Origin of the sequence: Klebsiella sp. D-Nf1 (assembly GCF_002810515.1) — a bacterium.
In the GTDB taxonomy this organism is placed as follows: Bacteria; Pseudomonadota; Gammaproteobacteria; order Enterobacterales; family Enterobacteriaceae; genus Klebsiella; species Klebsiella variicola.
This window is the reverse complement of the sequence record NZ_PIOK01000013.1, coordinates 1-18,197: the sequence shown is the minus strand read 5'-3', so window position 1 is coordinate 18,197 and position 18,197 is coordinate 1. Positions and strand designations below refer to the sequence as shown.

The window sequence follows — 18,197 nt, the reverse complement described above, 5'->3', positions numbered from 1 at the left end:
GTCAGGCCGGGTCCTCCGGCCTTTCTTTTTTGCGTTGCTCCTCGCAGGAAATCCCTTTTAAACTGGACGTTTGTACAGCACAATTCTATTTTGTGCCATTAGGTTATCGCAGGGGGCGTCGTGGATCTCTCAATCATTATCAGCGCGATTATCGCACTGGCTGCCGGGTTAATTGTCGGCTGGCTGGCAACCAAAGCGCGCGCGGACCAAATCCGGGCCGATCTCATTGAGGAGCGGCGAGAGCTGGATATTGAGCTGAGCGCCGCCCGCCAGCAGCTGGTGCAGGAGTCCCACTGGCGGGAGGAGTGCGAGCTGCTGAACAATGAGCTGCGCAGCCTGCGGGATATCAATACCTCGCTGGAGGCCGATCTGCGTGAAGTCACCACCCGGCTCGAATCCACCCAACTGCATGCGGAAGATAAGATCCGTCAGATGGTTAACAGCGAGCAGCGCCTGAGCGAGCAGTTTGAAAACCTCGCCAACCGCATTTTCGAACACAGCAACCGGCGCGTCGATGAGCAAAATCGCCAGAGCCTGCATGGCCTGCTGACCCCGCTGCGCGAACAGCTCGACGGGTTCCGTCGCCAGGTGCAGGAGAGCTTTGGCCAGGAGGCGCGGGAAAGGCACACCCTGGCGCATGAGATCCGCAATCTGCAGCAGCTGAACGCGCAGATGGCGCAGGAGGCGCTGAACCTGACCAAAGCGCTGAAGGGTGATAACAAAACCCAGGGCAACTGGGGGGAAGTAGTTTTAACCCGCGTGCTGGAGGCCTCCGGCCTGCGCGAAGGTTATGAGTACCAGACTCAGGTTAGCATCGAGACCGACAACCGCTCGCGGATGCAGCCGGACGTTATCGTGCGCCTGCCGCAGGGCAAAGACGTCGTTATCGATGCCAAAATGACCCTGGTCGCCTATGAGCGCTATTTTAACGCCGAAGACGACTACACCCGCGAAGCCGCGCTGCAGGAACACCTTGCCTCGGTGCGAAACCATATTCGCCTGCTGGGGCGCAAGGATTATCAACAGCTGCCGGGCCTGCGATCTCTTGACTACGTGCTGATGTTTATTCCCGTCGAGCCGGCGTTCCTGGTGGCCATCGACCGTCAGCCCGAGCTCATCAGCGAGGCGTTGCAAAATAATATCATGCTGGTCAGCCCGACGACGCTGCTGGTAGCCCTGCGCACTATCGCCAATCTGTGGCGCTATGAGCATCAGAGCCGCAACGCGCAGAAGATCGCCGAGCGGGCGGGGCGCCTTTACGACAAAATGCGCCTGTTTGTGGATGATATGTCCGCCATTGGCCAGAGTCTGGATAAGGCGCAAGAGAACTATCGCCAGGCGATGAAAAAGCTCGCTTCCGGGCGCGGGAATCTGCTGGCCCAGGCGGAGGCCTTTCGCGGCCTGGGGGTGGAGGTGAAGCGCGGGATAAATCCTGATTTAGTCGAACAAGCCACTGCCCAGGACGATGAATATCGTCTCGAAGAGGAGGATAACCTCCCGGAAAATGACGCGTTTTCACCCGACTCTGCCGAGGCGTTGCATAATCGGGAGGCGGCTCCGCCACGCTGAAACGTATGGGAAATGCGCTGAATCTGATACACTCAGTGAACATTTTCTTGAAAAGCAAGCAGGCATAGAGATGGTTGAGGATTCACAAGAAACGACGCACTTTGGCTTTCAGACGGTCGCTAAAGAGCAGAAACAGGACATGGTGGCGCATGTATTCCATTCTGTCGCGGCAAAGTATGATGTGATGAACGACTTGATGTCGTTCGGTATCCATCGTTTGTGGAAGCGTTTCACCATCGACTGCAGCGGCGTACGTCGCGGGCAGACCGTGCTGGATCTGGCGGGGGGGACCGGCGATTTGACGGCCAAGTTCTCCCGTCTGGTAGGGGAAACCGGTCGCGTCATGCTTGCTGATATCAATGATTCCATGCTCAAAATGGGCCGCGAAAAGCTGCGCAATATCGGCATCGTGGGTAACGTTGAGTATGTTCAGGCCAACGCGGAAGCCCTGCCGTTTGCTGATAATACCTTTGACTGCATCACCATCTCTTTCGGTCTGCGTAACGTGACCGATAAAGAAAAAGCGCTGCGTTCGATGTACCGCGTGCTGAAGCCGGGCGGACGTCTGCTGGTGCTGGAGTTTTCTAAACCGATTATCGAACCGCTCAGCAAAGCCTACGACGCTTACTCCTTCCATATCCTGCCGAAGGTGGGGGAACTGGTGGCAAAAGACGGCGACAGCTATCGCTATCTGGCAGAATCTATCCGTATGCACCCGGATCAGGAAACCCTGAAAGGGATGATGCAGGATGCCGGTTTTGAAAGTGTCGACTATCACAACCTGACGGCGGGTATCGTTGCCTTGCATCGCGGTTACAAGTTCTGACAGGAGGGACGCTATGCCTTTCACACCTCTGGTGACCGCTGGCATTGAAACGGCGCTGAATACTTTTCTCTGGCGCGACAAGGCGCTAAAACCCGCCCGTCAGCGCCTGCTGGGTAAGGTATTGCGAGTTCAACTGCAGGACTTTTCCACCCCGATCGTACTGGCGTTCAGCGAACGCCAGATAGATGTCCTGAGTGCCTGGGAGGGTGAGGCCGACTGCACTGTGATTACCCGGCTCAGCGTGCTGCCCAAACTGCGTAATCGTCAGCAGCTCACGGCGCTTATTCGTAGCGGCGATCTGGAAGTGCAGGGCGATCTGCAGGTGGTGCAGAACATGGTCTCCCTGTGCGATCTGGCGGAGTTCGATCCCGCTGAACTGCTGGCGCCTTATACCGGCGATATCGTGGCCGAAGGTGTCGGCAAAGCCCTCCGCGGCGGCGCTCAGTTTCTACTGAAGGGTGCGCAGCGCCAGCAGCGCTATGTCGCGGAAGCGATCACTGAAGAGTGGCGACTGGCGCCTGGGCCGCTGGAGCTGGCATGGTTTGCGGAAGAAACGACGGCTATTGAACGCGCGCTGGCCGCACTGGAAAAACGGCTGGAAACGCTGGAGGGCAAATGACGCCAGGAGAATTACGGCGCCTGTATTTCATCATCCACACCTTTTTGAGCTACGGGCTCGATGAGCTCATCCCCAAAATTCGTCTCACGCTGCCGCTGCGTATCTGGCGGCGGATGCTGTTCTGGATGCCAAATCGTCATCAAGACCAACCTCTTGGCACCCGTCTCCGCCTGGCGCTTCAGGAGCTGGGGCCGGTGTGGATCAAATTTGGCCAGATGCTTTCCACGCGGCGGGATCTCTTCCCGCCGCAAATCGCCGATCAGCTGGCGCTGTTGCAGGACCGCGTGGCGCCCTTTGAAGGAAAGCTCGCGCAGCAGCAGATAGAGAAAGCGATGGGTGGCCTGCCGGTGGAAGCCTGGTTTGATGATTTCTCCGTAGAGCCGTTAGCCTCGGCGTCCATCGCCCAGGTGCATACCGCGCGTCTGAAAGAGAATGGCAAAGAGGTGGTTATCAAGGTTATCCGCCCGGATATTTTGCCGATCATTAAAGCGGACATGAAGCTCATCTACCGCCTGGCGCGCTGGGTGCCTCGTCTGCTGCCTGACGGCCGTCGTCTGCGCCCGCAGGAGGTGGTCCGCGAGTATGAAAAAACGCTGCTGGACGAGCTGAACCTGCTGCGGGAATCCGCCAACGCCATTCAGCTACGGCGTAATTTCGAAGACAGCCCGATGCTGTATGTGCCGGAGGTTTACCCCGACTACTGCAGCGAAAGCATGATGGTGATGGAGCGCATCTACGGTATCCCGGTGTCCGACGTGGAAGCGCTGGAGGCCCAGGGGACCAATATGCAGCTGCTGGCGGAGCGGGGCGTGCAGGTCTTCTTTACCCAGGTGTTCCGCGACAGCTTTTTCCATGCCGACATGCACCCTGGCAACATATTCGTCAGCTACGAGCACCCGGAAGATCCGCAGTATATCGGCATCGACTGCGGTATTGTCGGCTCGCTGAACAAAGAAGATAAGCGCTATCTGGCGGAAAACTTTATCGCCTTCTTCAACCGCGATTATCGTAAGGTTGCCGAGTTACACGTGGACTCCGGTTGGGTACCGCCCGATACCAACGTCGAAGAGTTTGAGTTCGCGATCCGCACGGTTTGCGAGCCGATCTTTGAGAAGCCGCTGGCGGAGATCTCGTTCGGCCACGTGCTGCTTAACCTGTTCAACACTGCGCGGCGCTTCAATATGGAAGTCCAGCCGCAGCTCGTTTTGCTGCAGAAGACATTACTTTACGTAGAAGGGGTAGGCCGGCAGCTCTATCCTCAGTTAGACTTGTGGAAAACGGCGAAGCCTTTCCTCGAGTCGTGGATCAAAGATCAGGTCGGCATTCCGGCGCTGGTGCGCGCGTTTAAAGACAAAGCGCCGTTCTGGATCGAAAGAATGCCCGAAATACCTGAGCTGGTGTATCAGAGCCTGCAGCAGAGCAAACAGCTGCAGACCAGCGTCGATACCATCGTGCGGGATATGCATGTGCGTCATGTCCGCCAGGGGCAGTCCCGTTATCTGTTTGGTATAGGCGCGGTTTTATTGCTCAGTGGTACGCTGCTCTTTATCCATCGCCCTGAGTGGGGAATGATGCCCGGCTGGCTGATGGCCGGCGGTATCGTCACCTGGCTGATTGGCTGGCGGAAAACCCACTGATCGGTTCGCCTCTTCATGACGCAGGCTAATTTGCGCAAAATCATGCCAGTCGCCTGACGAAGAGGCGGCTTGCAGGATGGCGTGTATAATGCGTCCACACAAATCATCATCTGTCATAGGGGAACGTGTATGGGTGGTATCAGTATTTGGCAGTTATTAATTGTTGTCGTCATCGTAGTTCTGCTTTTTGGGACGAAGAAGCTGAGCTCACTGGGGTCAGACTTAGGGGCATCGATCAAAGGCTTTAAAAAAGCCATGAGTGATGATGATAAACCCGAAAAGTCGGCACCAGACGCAGATTTCACGGCGAAAACCATCGCCGATAAACAGGATGATGCAAAAAAAGACGAGACAAAACGCCACGACAAAGAGCAGGTGTAACTCGTGTTCGATATTGGTTTTAGTGAACTACTGCTGGTGTTTGTGATTGGCCTCATTGTTCTGGGGCCACAGCGGCTCCCCGTAGCGGTTAAAACGGTAGTTGGCTGGATCCGTACGCTACGGTCGCTGGCGACCACGGTACAAAATGAGCTGGCCCAGGAGCTAAAACTGCAGGAGTTCCAGGAGAGCCTCAAAAAGGTGGAAAAGGCCAGCCTGAACAACCTGACGCCGGAGCTGAAAGCCTCCATGGATGAACTGCGCGAGGCCGCAGAGTCGATGAAGCGTTCCTATAGCGCCCACGATCCTGAAAAGGCCAGCGACGAAGCCAATACCATCCATAATCCGGTGGTGAAAGGCAGCGAAGCGCAACGGCAGGACGTCACGCCGGCGACGGCAGAGCATCAGGCCAGCGCTCCGGCTCATGCGCCGGAGGCGGTTCTCGATGAGCAACCCGCTTCACCGGCTGACCTTCCGGCAGAGAAAACCCCCGCGACTGCGGCAGCTCCGCATTCTTCCCCCGCATCGAGTGATAAACCGTAAACATGGGCGTAGACGATACTCAACCGTTAATTTCGCATCTGATTGAGCTGCGCAAGCGTCTGCTCAACAGCATCATTGCTATCCTGGTGATCTTCCTGGCGCTGGTCTATTTCGCCAACGATATCTATCAGCTGGTCTCGGCCCCGCTTATCAGCAAGATGCCGGTGGGCGCGACGATGATCGCCACCGATGTCGCTTCACCTTTCTTTACGCCGATAAAGCTGACCTTCATGGTGTCGGTGATCCTGTCAGTACCGATTATTCTTTACCAGGTATGGGCCTTCGTCGCGCCGGCGCTGTATAAGCACGAGCGCCGGCTGGTGGTGCCTTTACTGGTATCCAGTACGCTGCTGTTCTATATCGGCATGGCTTTCGCTTATTTTGTCGTGTTTCCGCTGGCGTTCGGCTTCCTGACCCATGCTGCCCCGGAGGGGGTGCTGGTCTCGACCGATATCCGCAGCTATCTCGACTTCGTGATGGCGCTGTTTATGGCTTTCGGGGTCTCTTTTGAGGTACCGGTCGCCATTGTGCTGCTCTGCTGGATGGGCGTTACCACGCCGGAAGAGCTGCGCAAAAAACGGCCGTATGTGCTGGTGGGCGCCTTCGTGGTGGGTATGCTGCTGACGCCGCCGGACGTATTCTCGCAGACGCTGCTGGCCATTCCGATGTACTGTCTGTTTGAAGTCGGGGTGTTCTTCGCCCGCTTCTACACCGGGAAGCGCCTGACGCGTGATGACGACGCTGCGGCCGAAGCTGAAGCCGCACAGCACAGAGAAGAGTAATACCGCCAACCGCCCGTCAGGGCGGTTGTCATATGGGAGCGATCATGTTTGATATCGGCGTTAATCTCACCAGTTCGCAGTTTTCCCGCGACCATGATGAGGTGGTGGCGCGCGCCCGGGCGGCGGGGGTTCACGGCATGCTGCTGACCGGCACAAATTTGCCGGAGAGCCAGCAGGCCCAGAGAATGGCGAGCCATTATTCCGGTTGCTGGTCCACGGCAGGGGTTTATCCCCATGACGGCAGCAGCTGGTCGCCAGCGGTCGCCGAGGCGATTTATACCCTCGCCCGCGAGCCACAGGTGGTGGCGATAGGTGAGTGCGGTCTGGATTTCAACCGTAATTTCTCCACGCCGCAGGCGCAGGAGGCAGCGTTCAGCGCCCAGCTGGCGCTGGCCGCTGAGCTGGCGATGCCGGTGTTTTTACACTGCCGCGACGCTCACGACCGGTTTCTGGCGTTGCTTAAACCCTGGCTTGAGAAGATCCCGGGCGCGGTGCTGCACTGCTTTACCGGCAGCCGCAGCGAGGTGCAGGAGTGCCTGGATCTGGGCCTGTTTATCGGTATTACCGGTTGGGTATGCGATGAGCGGCGGGGACTGGAGCTGCGCGAGCTGCTGCCGGCGATCCCGGCGGAACGTCTGCTGCTGGAGACCGATGCGCCTTATCTGCTGCCGCGCGACCTCAAGCCGAGACCGGCCTCGCGGCGTAACGAGCCCGCGTATTTGCCGCATATCCTGGCCAGCGTCGCGAGCTGGCGGGGCGAAGAGACGCAATGGCTGGAGGCGCAAACGGACGCAAACGTCAGGACGCTGTTTGGCATCGACGTTAACGGCGTTTAGATTTTCTGGAAGTCGGTATTTTTAACGCTCTGCAGGACTTGCTTATTCAGCAGGTTTAACAGCAACATAGAACGAGCTTCGCCGTCCGGCTCGGTGAAGATAGCCTGTAAGCCTTCGAACGCGCCGTCGGTGATTAGCACGCTATCGCCCTCATGCGGCGTTTCCGGGTCGGTAATGCCTTCTGGTTTGTAGATAGAGAGCTGATGAATCACCGCCGAGGGAACGACAGCGGGCAGGGCGCCAAAGCGCACGAAGTTGTTAACCCCGCGGGTGGCGCTGATGGTAGTGGTATGAATCACCTCTGGATCGAACTCAATAAACAGGTAGTTCGGGAACAGCGGTTCGCTGACCATGGTGCGTTTACCGCGAATGATTTTTTCCAGCGCAATCGTCGGCATCAGGCAGTTAACTGACTGACGTTCCAGATGTTCCTGGGCTCGTTGTAGCTGCCCACGTTTGCAATACAGTAAGTACCAGGCTTGCATAATGACTCATTCCACTTCTAATAACGGCAAGCATAACAAATGGCTGGTGTAATCGCGAAAGCCATTATAATTGAAATCCAAATTTCAGCGTTCTTTCACGCTAATTTAACAAAATTACAGCATCGCGCCGCCGAACACCGTATAATTAGCCGCCTGTAGAGAGGTCTATAACACTTTCATGAAATACCACGATCTTCGCGACTTTCTGACACTCCTGGAACAACAGGGCGAACTAAAACGTATCACTCTGCCGGTCGATCCTCACCTGGAAATCACCGAAATTGCCGACCGGACCCTTCGCGCCGGTGGCCCGGCGCTGCTGTTTGAAAATCCGAAAGGCTATACCATGCCGGTGCTGTGCAACCTGTTCGGTACGCCGCGTCGCGTGGCCTTGGGGATGGGGCAGGAAGAGGTCAGTTCTCTGCGCGAGGTGGGTAAGCTGTTAGCTTTTCTGAAAGAGCCGGAACCGCCAAAAGGCTTCCGCGATCTGTTTGATAAGCTGCCGCAGTTCAAGCAAGTGCTGAATATGCCGACCAAACGCCTGCGCGGCGCGCCCTGCCAGCAAAAAATCATCCAGGGCGATGACGTCGACCTGAATAAAATCCCGATTATGACCTGCTGGCCGGAAGATGCCGCGCCGCTGATTACCTGGGGGCTGACGGTGACCCGCGGCCCGCACAAGGAGCGGCAAAATCTGGGTATTTATCGCCAGCAGCTGATCGGCAAAAATAAACTCATCATGCGTTGGTTGTCCCACCGCGGCGGCGCGCTGGATTTCCAGGAGTGGTGCGCGGCGCATCCCGGCGAGCGCTTCCCGGTTTCCGTAGCGCTTGGCGCCGATCCGGCGACCATTCTTGGCGCGGTGACGCCGGTGCCCGATACGCTGTCGGAATACGCTTTCGCAGGCTTGCTGCGCGGCACCAAGACCGAAGTGGTGAAGTGCGTTTCCAATGACCTTGAAGTGCCAGCCAGCGCGGAAATTGTGCTCGAAGGTTACATTGAGGCCGGTGAGATGGCGCCGGAAGGCCCGTATGGCGATCATACTGGCTACTACAATGAAGTGGATAGCTTCCCGGTGTTTACGGTAACCCACATTACCCAGCGCGAAGACGCGATTTATCATTCGACCTATACCGGTCGTCCGCCGGATGAACCTGCGGTGCTGGGCGTGGCGCTGAACGAAGTCTTTGTGCCCATTCTGCAAAAGCAGTTCCCGGAAATCGTCGACTTCTATCTGCCGCCGGAAGGGTGTTCCTACCGCCTGGCGGTGGTGACGATGAAAAAACAGTATGCGGGTCATGCCAAGCGCGTGATGATGGGCGTCTGGTCGTTCCTGCGCCAGTTCATGTATACCAAATTCGTGATCGTTTGCGATGACGATGTCAACGCACGCGACTGGAACGATGTGATTTGGGCGATCACTACCCGTATGGACCCGGCTCGTGATACGGTACTGGTAGAAAATACGCCAATAGATTATCTGGATTTTGCCTCGCCGGTTTCCGGCCTGGGTTCAAAAATGGGGCTGGATGCCACGAATAAATGGCCTGGCGAAACCCAGCGTGAATGGGGTCGTCCAATCAAAAAAGATCCTCAGGTGACGGCGCGCATCGACGCCATCTGGGATGAACTGGCCATCTTTAAATAACAGTAAGCGGGGCTAACGCCGCTGTTTTGCTCTATAGACCCGACAGAGGGGACGCATGACAACCTTAAGCTGTAAAGTGACCTCAGTGGAGGCGATTACCGATACCGTGTATCGCGTTCGATTAGTACCGGAAGCGGCATTCTCTTTCCGCGCTGGCCAGTATCTGATGGTGGTAATGGACGAGCGCGACAAGCGTCCATTCTCTATGGCTTCCACGCCGTCGGAACACGCGTTTATCGAGCTGCATATTGGTGCTTCTGAACTCAATCTGTATGCGATGGCGGTCATGGATCGCATTCTGAAAGAGCGTGAAATTGAGGTTGATATTCCGCATGGCGAAGCGTGGCTGCGCGATGACGAAGAACGTCCGCTGATTCTGATCGCCGGCGGCACCGGTTTCTCTTATGTGCGTTCTATTCTGTTAACCGCGCTGGCGCGTAACCCGGATCGCGATATCGCCATTTATTGGGGCGGCCGCGAGGCTAAGCATCTGTACGATCTGGCCGAGCTGGAAGCGTTAAGCATCAAGCATCCGAATCTGCGCATCGAGCCGGTGGTCGAGCAACCGGAAGAAGGGTGGCGTGGTCGCTCCGGTACGGTACTCACCGCCGTGCTGCAGGATTACGGTACGCTGGCCGAGCATGATATTTACATTGCCGGTCGTTTTGAGATGGCCAAGATTGCCCGCGACCTGTTCTGCAACGAACGCGGCGCGCGCGAAGATCGCCTGTTTGGCGATGCGTTTGCCTTTATCTGAAAAGAAAAAACCCGCCCCTGACAGGCGGGAAGAACGGCAACTAAACCTGCTCTCTTCGCCATTGCTGCCTGTTTCTGGTCGCAATGGCGTTGAGATAACCCTTCGATTAAATCCGCTCAAACACAGTGGCAATACCCTGACCTAAACCGATACACATGGTCGCCAGACCGAACTGCGCGTCTTTGCGTTCCATCTGATTGATCAACGTGGTGCTAATGCGCGCCCCGGAGCAGCCCAGCGGATGTCCGAGCGCGATCGCGCCGCCGTTGAGGTTGATCTTCTCGTCAATCTGCTCCATTAACCCCAGATCTTTAATACACGGTAGGATCTGCGCGGCAAACGCTTCATTCATTTCAAAGACGTCAATATCGCTGGTGGATAAGCCCGCTTTTTTCAGCGCCAGCTTTGAGGCCGGAACCGGGCCATAACCCATAATGGACGGGTCGCAGCCGACCACCGCCATCGAACGGACGCGGGCGCGTGGCTTCAGCCCCAGCTCGCGGGCGCGGCTTTCGCTCATCAGCAGCATCGCCGCCGCGCCGTCGGAAAGGGCGGAAGAGGTGCCTGCCGTTACCGTGCCGGTCACCGGATCAAATGCCGGTCTCAGCGCCGCCAGCGCTTCGACGGTGGTTTCCGGGCGGATCACTTCGTCATAGTTAAAAGACTTCAGTACGCCATCGGCATCGTGGCCGCCGGTGGGAATAATCTCCGCTTTGAAGGCGCCTGATTGCGTCGCCGCCCAGGCGCGAGCGTGAGAGCGTGCGGCGAACTGATCCTGCATTTCGCGGCTAATGCCGTGCAGACGCGCCAGCATTTCCGCGGTCAGCCCCATCATGCCGGCGGCTTTCGCCACATTACGGCTGAGGCCCGGATGGAAATCGACACCGTGGCTCATTGGCACATGGCCCATGTGTTCAACGCCGCCAATCAGGCAGACGCTGGCATCGCCGGTCATGATCATACGGGCCGCATCGTGCAGCGCCTGCATGGAGGAACCGCAAAGACGGTTAACCGTCGTCGCCGGTACCGAGTGCGGGATTTCTGCCAGCAGCGCGGCGTTACGCGCAATGTTGAAACCCTGCTCCAGCGTTTGTTGCACGCAGCCCCAGTAAATATCGTCAATCGCGCTCGCCTCAAGCGACGGGTTACGCGAAAGCAGGCTACGCATCAGGTGCGCGGAGAGATCTTCCGCACGCACGTTGCGAAAGGCGCCGCCCTTCGAACGGCCCATCGGGGTGCGAATTGCATCGACAATGACAACCTGTTCCATTGTGACTCCTTAAGCCGTTTTCAGAGCGCCAACCGGACGGGCTGGCTCTACCTGGGGATAATACGCTTCGTTATGGCGCGCTTTGTCACGCAGACCGGCTGGCACTTCATACAGCGGGCCAAGGTGCTGGTATTGCTGTGCCATATCGAGATACTTCGCGCTGCCAATGGTGTCCAGCCAGCGGAATGCGCCGCCGTGGAACGGAGGGAAGCCCAGGCCGTATACCAGCGCCATATCCGCTTCCGCCGGGCTGGCGATAATGCCTTCTTCCAGGCAGCGGACGACTTCATTAACCATCGGGATCATCATGCGAGCGATAATCTCTTCATCGCTGAAATCGCGCTTCGGCTGGCTGACGTCGGCCAGCAGGCTGTCGACTGCGGCATCTTCTTCTTTCTTCGGCTTGCCTTTACTGTCTTCTTTATAACGCCAGAAGCCGAGGCCGTTCTTCTGACCGAAACGGCTGGCGTCAAACAGGGCGTCGATGGCGTCGCGATAATCTTTCTGCATCCGCTGCGGGAAGCCCGCCGCCATGACGGCCTGGGCATGGTGGGCGGTATCGATGCCGACCACGTCCAGCAGATAAGCCGGGCCCATCGGCCAGCCAAACTGTTTTTCCATCACTTTGTCGACTTTGCGGAAATCCGCCCCGTCACGCAGCAGCTGGCTAAAGCCGGCGAAGTAGGGGAACAGCACGCGGTTGACGAAGAAGCCGGGACAATCATTCACCACGATTGGCGTCTTGCCCATTTTGCTGGCCCAGGCCACAACTGTGGCGATGGTCTTATCTGAGGTTTTTTCGCCGCGGATCACTTCAACCAGCGGCATGCGATGCACCGGGTTAAAGAAGTGCATACCGCAGAAGTTTTCCGGGCGCTGCAGCACGCTGGCCAGTTCGCTGATGGGGATTGTAGAGGTGTTAGACGCCAGCACGGTATCCGGGCGCACTTTTGCCTCGGTTTCGGCCAGCACCGCTTTCTTCACTTTCGGGTTTTCCACCACCGCTTCAACAACCACGTCGACGCGATCAAAGCCGCTGTATTCCAAAGTTGGCTGAATGGTGCTGATCACTCCGGCCAGTTTCAGTCCGTCGATTTTGCCGCGTTCCAGTTGCTTGTTCAGCAGCTTCGCCGCTTCGGTCATGCCCAGGGTCAGCGATTTGTCGCTAATGTCTTTCATCACCACCGGCACGCCTTTCCAGGCTGACTGATATGCGATACCGCCGCCCATAATGCCAGCGCCCAGGACAGCAGCATGCTTCGGCGTCTCGACATCTTTGGTCAGCTTTTTCGCTTTCGCTTTGACGTACTGGTCGTTCAGGAAGATACCAACCAGCGCGCGGGCCTCATTGGTATGGGCCAGCGGGACAAAGCTTTTATTTTCCAGCACCAGGGCTTCTTCACGACCAAGACGCGCGGCGGCTTCAATGGTTTTCACCGCGGTGATCGGCGCCGGGTAATGTTTCCCGGCAGTTTGCGCGACCATGCCTTTGGCAATCGTGAAGCTCATGGTGGCTTCAATTTTGCTGAGCTTCAGCGGTTCCAGTTTTGGCTGACGTTTAGCTTTCCAGTCCAGGTCGCCATTAATGGCCTGACGCAGGATCGCCAGCGCGCCATCGCGCAGTTTTTCCGCTGCGACCACGCCATCCACCAGGCCGATTTTCAGCGCTTGATCGGCGCCGACGTCTTTTCCGGCGGCAATAATTTCCAGCGCGCTATCGGCGCCGAGCAGGCGCGGTAGACGCACGGAACCGCCGAAGCCTGGCATAATGCCGAGCTTGGTTTCCGGCAGACCGATACGCAGATCCGGCGTCGCCAGGCGGTAATCGGTCGCCAGGACGCATTCACAACCGCCGCCCAGCGCGTAACCATTGACGGCAGAGATAGTCGGGACGGGAAGATCTTCCAGACGATTGAAAACGCTGTTAGCAAAATGCAGCCACTGGCTTAACTGCTCCTCAGGGACCAGGAACAGCGAGAGAAATTCGGTGATATCCGCGCCGACGATAAAAGCCGCTTTTTCAGAGCGCAGCAGCAGACCTGTGAGATCGTGTTGTTTTTCCAGTACGTCCAGCGCGTGACCGAGGCTGGCTACGGTTGCGGTATCAAGCTTGTTGACCGAACCTGGGGCATCGAACACCAGTTCGGCGATGCCATCTTCCAGCCAGTCGAGGTACAGGGTGTCGCCTTTGTAGAGCATGTCAGTCTCCTGAATCCAGCAATATGATCTGGTCATACCAGATGAAACGGAGTGTGGAATTTATGTTAAAGAATTGCAAATTACTCTTTAAATAATTGCTGGTCGGATCACATCCGGCGGAAATCACCCGCACGCAGGGTGATGTGCTAAGATGCGGAGTATCACGATCCCATAAAAGCAAAGGATGAAAGATGGAATCCCTGTCCGCGCTCTATAAAAATCATATTGTTACCCTACAAGAACGTACCCGTGACGTGCTGACCCGTTTTCAAATGGATGCGTTGCTGATTCACTCCGGTGAATTGGTTAACGTCTTCCTTGACGACCATCCGTATCCGTTCAAGGTCAACCCGCAGTTCAAAGCCTGGGTGCCAGTGACCCAGGTGCCTAACTGCTGGCTGCTGGTGGATGGCGTCAACAAACCGAAGCTGTGGTTCTATCTGCCGGTCGATTACTGGCACAACGTCGAGCCGCTGCCGACCTCATTCTGGACCGAAGAGGTTGACGTCATTGCTCTGCCGAAGGCCGATGGCATCGGCAGCCAGCTGCCTGCCGCTCGCGGTAATATCGGCTATATTGGGCCGGTACCGGAGCGCGCGCTGGGGCTGGGTATCGCTGCGGATAAGATCAACCCGAAAGGGGTTATCGATTACCTGCACTACTATCGGGCTTACAAAACGGATTACGAACTGGCCTGCATGCGTGAAGCGCAGAAATCGGCGGTCAATGGCCATCGCGCGGCCTATGAAGCGTTCCAGTCCGGAATGAGCGAATTCGATATTAACCAGGCCTATCTCACCGCCACCGGCCATCGTGATACCGATGTGCCTTACAGCAACATCGTGGCGCTGAATGAGCATGCTTCCGTCCTGCACTACACCAAACTGGATCATCGCGCCCCGGCGGAGATGCGCAGCTTCCTGCTCGACGCCGGTGCAGAATATAACGGCTATGCCGCAGATCTGACGCGAACCTGGGCGGCACACGGCGACAACGACTTTGCCCATCTGATTAAAGACGTTAATGACGAGCAGCTGGCGCTGATTAGCACCATGAAGGCCGGGACCCGTTATGTTGATTACCATATCCAGTTCCATCAGCGCATCGCAAAGCTGCTGCGTAAACATCAGTTAGTCTCCGATATGAGCGAAGAGGCGATGGTGGAGAATGACCTGACCGGTCCGTTTATGCCGCACGGGATTGGCCATCCGCTGGGTCTACAGGTACATGATGTTGCTGGCTTTATGCAGGATGACACCGGTACGCATCTGGCGGCGCCGTCGAAATATCCGTATCTGCGCTGCACCCGTATTATCGAGCCGCGCATGGTGCTGACCATTGAACCCGGCATCTACTTCATCGAGTCGTTACTGGCGCCGTGGCGTGAAGGCCCGTTCAGCAAGCACTTCAACTGGCAGAAAATTGACGCCATGAAACCGTTTGGCGGGATCCGTATCGAAGATAACGTGGTGGTCCACGAAAACAGCATTGAAAATATGACGCGCGATCTGAAGCTGGCGTAATGGAAAGTTGGTTAATCCCGGCGGCGCCGGTTACCGTCGTTGAGGAGATTAAAAAAAGCCGTTTTATCACGTTGTTGGCGCATACCGACGGCGTGGCGGCGGCTAAAGCCTTTGTCGAGTCCGTCAGAGCGGATCACCCTGATGCCCGTCACCACTGCGTGGCGTGGGTCGCCGGGCCGCCTGATGATTCGCAACAGCTGGGATTTTCTGACGATGGCGAACCGGCGGGGACGGCGGGCAAACCGATGCTGGCACAGTTGATGGGGTGCGGTGTGGGTGAGATAACCGCTGTCGTCGTGCGTTACTACGGTGGTATCCTGCTGGGCACCGGCGGCCTGGTCAAAGCCTATGGCGGCGGTGTTCATCAGGCGCTGGCGCAGTTGACAACGCAGCGCAAGACGCCGCTAACGGCATATACTTTGCAATGTGAGTATGGGCAACTGGCTGGCGTCGAATCGCTGCTTGCCCAATTCTCCGGGAGCGTAGTCGAAAGCGAATATCTGGCGTCGGTTCGGCTTCGCGTGGCGCTTCCCCGGGCCGAAGTGGCGGCTTTTTCAGCAAAACTGGCTGATTTTAGTCGCGGTTCATTGCAATTACTGAAGATTGACGAATAATCCCCTCTGTTTTTTTGCCTATCAAAGGAAGCGCCAGAGATGCATTTTCGCGCCATAACCCGAATCGTTGGACTGTTGGTCATCTTATTTTCGGGGACGATGATCGTTCCGGGATTAGTGGCCCTGATATATCGCGATGGCGCGGGGCGGGCCTTCACTCAAACCTTTTTTGTTGCGCTGGCGATTGGCTCCATGCTGTGGTGGCCGAATCGTAAGCAAAAAGGCGAACTGAAATCCCGCGAAGGGTTTCTGATCGTGGTGCTGTTCTGGACCGTGCTGGGGAGCGTGGGGGCCTTGCCCTTTATTTTCGCCGAGCAGCCGAACCTGACGGTGACGGATGCCTTCTTCGAGTCATTTTCCGGCCTGACGACGACCGGGGCGACCACGCTGGTGGGGCTGGACTCGTTACCTCATGCAATTCTCTTTTACCGGCAGATGCTGCAATGGTTCGGTGGTATGGGGATCATTGTGCTGGCGGTGGCGATTCTGCCTATCCTCGGCGTTGGGGGGATGCAGCTCTACCGTGCGGAAATGCCCGGCCCCTTGAAAGACAACAAGATGCGCCCGCGTATCGCCGAGACGGCGAAGACGCTGTGGCTTATCTATGTGTTATTGACGATAGCCTGCGCATTGGCGCTCTGGTTTGCCGGTATGCCGGCCTTCGATGCGATTGGTCATAGCTTTTCCACCATCGCTATCGGTGGTTTCTCGACTCATGATGCCAGCGTCGGCTATTTCAATAGCCCGATGATTAACTCCATCATCGCGATCTTTTTGCTGATCTCCGGCTGTAACTACGGTCTGCATTTTTCATTATTGAGCGGACGCAGCCTGAAGGTGTACTGGCGCGACCCAGAATTTCGGATGTTCATTGGCGTCCAGTTGACGCTGGTCATCATCTGTACGCTGGTGCTATGGCTTCATAACGTGTACGGATCGGTGCTGACGACGCTGAATCAGGCATTTTTCCAGGTGGTGTCGATGGCGACCACCGCGGGGTTCACCACCGATAGCATTGCGCGCTGGCCGCTGTTCCTGCCGGTGCTGCTGCTCTGCTCCGCATTTATCGGCGGCTGCGCCGGGTCCACGGGCGGTGGCTTAAAGGTGATCCGTATCCTGTTGCTGTTCAAGCAGGGCAACCGTGAGCTTAAGCGTCTGGTACACCCGAATGCGGTGTATAGCATCAAGTTAGGTAACCGCGCGCTGCCGGAACGTATTCTTGAAGCCGTGTGGGGATTCTTCTCCGCCTATGCGCTGGTCTTTATCATTAGTATGCTGGCGATTATTGCCACCGGGGTGGATGACTTCTCTGCCTTCGCCTCCGTAGTGGCGACGTTGAACAACCTCGGGCCTGGGCTTGGCGTTGTCGCGGACAACTTTGCCACCATGAACCCGGTCGCGAAATGGATCCTGATTGCTAATATGCTGTTTGGTCGTCTGGAAGTGTTCACCTTACTGGTGCTCTTTACTCCCACTTTCTGGCGCGAATAACAGGAGTGCTCGTGAAAACTTTAATACTCTTCTCCACCCGCGACGGGCAGACCCGTGAAATCGCTTCGTTTCTGGCCTCCGAGCTAAAAGAGCTGGGCATTGATGCGGATACCTTGAACCTGAATCGTACCGATGTCGTCGAATGGCATCACTACGATCGGGTGGTCATTGGCGCGTCGATTCGCTACGGGCACTTTCATCCGGCGGTGGACCGCTTTGTGAAAAAGCATCTGGCATCATTGCAGGCGCTGCCGGGAGCATTCTTCTCGGTCAACCTGGTAGCCCGTAAACCCGAGAAGCGTACGCCGCAGACCAACAGCTATACGCGTAAGTTTCTGTTGAACTCGCCGTGGCAGCCGCAGAGCTGCGCGGTGTTTGCCGGCGCGCTGCGCTACCCGCGCTACCGCTGGTACGATCGGTTTATGATCCGCCTGATTATGAAAATGACTGGAGGCGAAACGGATATCCGGAAAGAGGTGGTTTATACCGACTGGCAACAGGTATCCCGGTTTGCTCGAGAAATCGCTCAAATGGCGAGCAAATAGCGCGTAAAACTCGCGTTGTGGTGGAGAATTGAGCGAACGAAAAGTTTTTTTGAATTTCCCCTTGTCACCTCAGAATTACTCCCTATAATGCGCCTCCACTGACACGGAACAACGGCAAGCAAGCCGCCGGGTCAGCGGGGTTCCGGTGAGAACCTCGCAGAGAAAAGCAAAAATAAATGCTTGACTCTGCAGCGGGAAAGCGTAATATGCACACCCCGCGCCGCAGCGAAAAACGAAGCGGCACTGCTCTTTAACAATTTATCAGACAATCTGTGTGGGCACTCAAAGTGACATGGATTCTTAACGTCCTCGGACGAAAAATGAATACCAAGTCTCTGAGTGAACATACGTAATTCATTACGAAGTTTAATTCACGAGCATCAAACTTAAATTGAAGAGTTTGATCATGGCTCAGATTGAACGCTGGCGGCAGGCCTAACACATGCAAGTCGAGCGGTAGCACAGAGAGCTTGCT

General features: G+C 56.6%; 17 protein-coding genes and 1 rRNA gene. 15 read left to right on the top strand and 3 right to left on the bottom strand.

The window, feature by feature from the left end; translation table 11 throughout:
• Positions 1-120 precede the first annotated feature (120 nt).
• The 8 genes from rmuC to tatD all read left to right on the top strand — a co-directional run bounded on the left by rmuC (position 121) and on the right by tatD (position 7,190).
• Entirely contained in the window at positions 121-1,569 is a 1,449-nt protein-coding gene (rmuC, locus tag CWM54_RS26590; protein ID WP_061156176.1) for a DNA recombination protein RmuC, read from the top strand.
• 70 nt (positions 1,570-1,639) lie between these two features.
• Positions 1,640-2,395: a bifunctional demethylmenaquinone methyltransferase/2-methoxy-6-polyprenyl-1,4-benzoquinol methylase UbiE gene (gene ubiE / locus CWM54_RS26585; protein ID WP_008807935.1), complete on the top strand. Its 756-nt coding sequence runs from the start codon at positions 1,640-1,642 to the stop codon at positions 2,393-2,395.
• Between the two features lie 13 nt (positions 2,396-2,408).
• Entirely contained in the window at positions 2,409-3,014 is a 606-nt protein-coding gene (gene ubiJ, locus CWM54_RS26580) for a ubiquinone biosynthesis protein UbiJ (RefSeq protein WP_061156175.1), read from the top strand.
• Positions 3,011-4,651 carry a ubiquinone biosynthesis regulatory protein kinase UbiB gene (ubiB, locus tag CWM54_RS26575; RefSeq protein ID WP_061156174.1) on the top strand — a complete coding sequence of 547 codons (1,641 nt, stop codon included), beginning with the start codon at positions 3,011-3,013 and terminating at the stop codon, positions 4,649-4,651. The genes ubiJ and ubiB overlap by 4 nt, the downstream gene beginning before the upstream one ends.
• Positions 4,652-4,780: 129 nt before the next feature.
• A complete protein-coding gene (gene tatA, locus CWM54_RS26570; protein WP_002883425.1) occupies positions 4,781-5,032 on the top strand; it encodes a Sec-independent protein translocase subunit TatA in 252 nt (83 codons plus the stop codon).
• Positions 5,033-5,035: 3 nt separating this feature from the next.
• On the top strand, positions 5,036-5,572 hold the full coding sequence (gene tatB, locus CWM54_RS26565; protein WP_061156172.1) for a Sec-independent protein translocase protein TatB: 537 nt from the start codon (positions 5,036-5,038) through the stop codon (positions 5,570-5,572).
• A gap of 2 nt (positions 5,573-5,574) precedes the next feature.
• Positions 5,575-6,354: a Sec-independent protein translocase subunit TatC gene (gene tatC, locus CWM54_RS26560; RefSeq protein WP_061156171.1), complete on the top strand. Its 780-nt coding sequence runs from the start codon at positions 5,575-5,577 to the stop codon at positions 6,352-6,354.
• Between the two features lie 32 nt (positions 6,355-6,386).
• On the top strand, positions 6,387-7,190 hold the full coding sequence (gene tatD / locus CWM54_RS26555; RefSeq protein WP_165785977.1) for a 3'-5' ssDNA/RNA exonuclease TatD: 804 nt from the start codon (positions 6,387-6,389) through the stop codon (positions 7,188-7,190).
• Here tatD and rfaH read toward each other — a convergent pair.
• Positions 7,187-7,675, bottom strand: a complete 489-nt coding sequence (gene rfaH / locus CWM54_RS26550) for a transcription/translation regulatory transformer protein RfaH (protein ID WP_008807930.1) — start codon at positions 7,673-7,675, stop codon at positions 7,187-7,189. The two genes, tatD and rfaH, sit on opposite strands and share 4 nt — an antisense overlap.
• A 178-nt stretch (positions 7,676-7,853) precedes the next feature.
• On the opposite strand from rfaH, the gene ubiD reads away from it, so the two are divergent.
• Positions 7,854-9,323, top strand: a complete 1,470-nt coding sequence (gene ubiD / locus CWM54_RS26545; RefSeq protein WP_074387399.1) for a 4-hydroxy-3-polyprenylbenzoate decarboxylase — start codon at positions 7,854-7,856, stop codon at positions 9,321-9,323.
• Positions 9,324-9,378: 55 nt separating this feature from the next.
• Complete coding sequence (fre, locus tag CWM54_RS26540) at positions 9,379-10,080, top strand: NAD(P)H-flavin reductase (RefSeq protein ID WP_100699096.1); 702 nt, start codon at positions 9,379-9,381, stop codon at positions 10,078-10,080.
• Positions 10,081-10,186: 106 nt separating this feature from the next.
• On the opposite strand, the gene fadA is transcribed toward fre, so the two are convergent.
• Together fadA and fadB are read right to left on the bottom strand one after the other, a co-directional pair.
• Complete coding sequence (fadA, locus tag CWM54_RS26535; protein WP_008807927.1) at positions 10,187-11,350, bottom strand: acetyl-CoA C-acyltransferase FadA; 1,164 nt, start codon at positions 11,348-11,350, stop codon at positions 10,187-10,189.
• Between the two features lie 9 nt (positions 11,351-11,359).
• Complete coding sequence (gene fadB, locus CWM54_RS26530; RefSeq protein ID WP_100699094.1) at positions 11,360-13,549, bottom strand: fatty acid oxidation complex subunit alpha FadB; 2,190 nt, start codon at positions 13,547-13,549, stop codon at positions 11,360-11,362.
• A 191-nt stretch (positions 13,550-13,740) separates the two neighbouring features.
• Here fadB and pepQ point away from each other — a divergent pair, with 191 nt between their 5' ends.
• The 5 genes from pepQ to CWM54_RS26500 form a co-directional block, all read left to right on the top strand.
• Positions 13,741-15,072 (top strand): Xaa-Pro dipeptidase, encoded by a 1,332-nt coding sequence (pepQ, locus tag CWM54_RS26520; protein ID WP_016160083.1) that lies wholly within the window; start codon positions 13,741-13,743, stop codon positions 15,070-15,072.
• Entirely contained in the window at positions 15,072-15,686 is a 615-nt protein-coding gene (locus CWM54_RS26515) for an IMPACT family protein (protein ID WP_061156165.1), read from the top strand. The genes pepQ and CWM54_RS26515 overlap by 1 nt, the downstream gene beginning before the upstream one ends.
• A 39-nt stretch (positions 15,687-15,725) precedes the next feature.
• Positions 15,726-17,177, top strand: coding sequence for a Trk system potassium transporter TrkH (gene trkH, locus CWM54_RS26510; RefSeq protein ID WP_061156164.1), 1,452 nt, complete (start codon positions 15,726-15,728; stop codon positions 17,175-17,177).
• Positions 17,178-17,188: 11 nt separating this feature from the next.
• Positions 17,189-17,722, top strand: coding sequence for a menaquinone-dependent protoporphyrinogen IX dehydrogenase (gene hemG, locus CWM54_RS26505; RefSeq protein ID WP_061156163.1), 534 nt, complete (start codon positions 17,189-17,191; stop codon positions 17,720-17,722).
• A 388-nt stretch (positions 17,723-18,110) separates the two neighbouring features.
• Positions 18,111-18,197 (top strand): 16S ribosomal RNA (locus CWM54_RS26500); the annotation flags it as partial.